This is a genomic window from Pseudomonas sp. EA_65y_Pfl1_P113 (assembly GCF_963970525.1).
GTDB classification, from domain to species: Bacteria; Pseudomonadota; Gammaproteobacteria; order Pseudomonadales; family Pseudomonadaceae; genus Aquipseudomonas; species Aquipseudomonas tritici.
Map to the genome: position 1 here is coordinate 1 of NZ_CAXAQM010000083.1, position 1845 is coordinate 1845.

Below are 1845 nucleotides of genomic sequence, written 5' to 3' on the forward strand. Positions count from 1 at the left end.
AACACGGGCAGTTGATTGGGGTTTGGTACCCGGATCACAGTTGTCAGCGGCTGGTGTGGAATGAGCGTGGCCAGTTGCTTGAAGAGCAATTACCGAATGGCGGAATCAAGCGCTATCGCTATGACGATCTGGGGCGGCAGATTGCCCGCGAGGATGAACATGGCGCGCTGACTCAGTATCAGTGGGATGCAGCAGGCCGCTTACTGAAATTGACTCAGCCCGGCGGTGCAACGCGGGAATACAGCTACAACGCCTACGGAAAAATCACCTCCGAACGCGATGAACTGGGGCACGTCACGCGTTACGAATATGCGGACGGCTTGCACCTGATCAGTCGCTGCATCAACGCCGATGGCACCCAGGTCAACTACCGTTACGACAACGCCCGGCTACTGCTGACCGAGATCGAAAACGAAGTCGGCGAAACCTACCGACTCCAGTACCACAGCAACGGCCTGATCCAGCAGGAAACCGGGTTTGACGGCCAGCGCACCGCCTACGCCTACGACCTCAACGGCAACCTGCAAGAAAAGACCGAACATGGCGACGATGGCAGTCAGCTAGTCACTCGCTACGAGCGCGACCACGCCGGTCGACTCGTAAGAAAAACCCTGCCCGACGGCAACATCGTCGATTACGCCTACGACCGCCAAGGCAACCTCCTCAGCGTCGACGACGGCCACTGGACCTTGGCCTACGAATACGATCCGCAAAACCGCCTTACCGCCGAACATCAAGGCTGGGGCACTCTGCGCTATGGCTACGACGCCTGCGGCCAACTTCAAAAACTGCGCCTGCCGGATAACAACCGCCTCACCTTCAACCACAACAAAGGCGGACACCTTTCCACAGTTGAACTGAATGGTGCGGTACTGACCTCACACCTATTCAGCGCCGGCCGCGAGCAGCAACGCGCCCAAGGAAAACTGCTCAGCAGTTACCAACACGACGACCAAGGGCGCCTGTTCAACCAAGGCATCGCCGATGCCGACGGCACTGTCTACCGCCGCCACTACGACTACGACAAATCCGGCCACCTCACCCGCCTCATCGATACCCGCAAAGGCGAACACCACTACCACTACGACCCACTAAGCCGCCTCACCCGCGCCGACCACTCCCAAGGCGAGCACGAACGTTTCGGCCACGACCCGGCCGGCAACCTGCTCATGCAAGACCGCCCCGGCCCAGACATCGTCGCCGGCAACCGCCTGATGATCCAAGGTGACCGCCATTACGACTACGACGCCTTCGGCAACCTGATCCGCGAGCGTCGCGGCAAAGGCCAGCAACTCGTCACCGAATACCGCTACGACTGCCAGCACCGCCTGATCAGTATTAAAAAAACTAACGGCCAAACCGCCAACTACCGCTACGACCCCTTCGGCCGCCGCATCAGCAAAACCGTAGACGGCATCACCACCGAGTTTTTCTGGCAAGGCGACAAACTCATCGCCGAACACCACGCGGACGGCCATCGCAGTTACCTCTACAAACCCGACAGCTTTCGCCCGTTGGCGCTGCTGGAAGGCTTCGGCCCAAAAGACACCAAGCCCTACCACTACCAACTCGACCACCTCGGCACCCCACAGGAACTCACCGCCCCGGATGGCGAAATCGTCTGGTCCGCGCATTACCGCGCCTACGGCGAAATCAGCCGCCTGGACATAGGAAAAGTCGACAACCCGCTGCGTTTCCAAGGCCAATACTTCGATCAAGAAAGCGGGCTGCACTACAACCGCCATCGCTACTACAATCCGGATCTAGGTCGTTACCTGACACCCGATCCGGTGAAATTGGCGGGTGGGAGTAACGCCTACCTATACGTGCCTAACCCGACCGGAT

1 protein-coding gene is annotated in these 1845 nt (G+C 59.3%); it reads left to right on the top strand.

Annotated features, from left to right (window positions below; translation table 11 throughout):
• Window positions 1–1845, top strand: a 1845-nt coding sequence (locus tag AACY52_RS28335; protein WP_339561074.1) for an RHS repeat-associated core domain-containing protein, incomplete at both ends; no start/stop codon positions are given.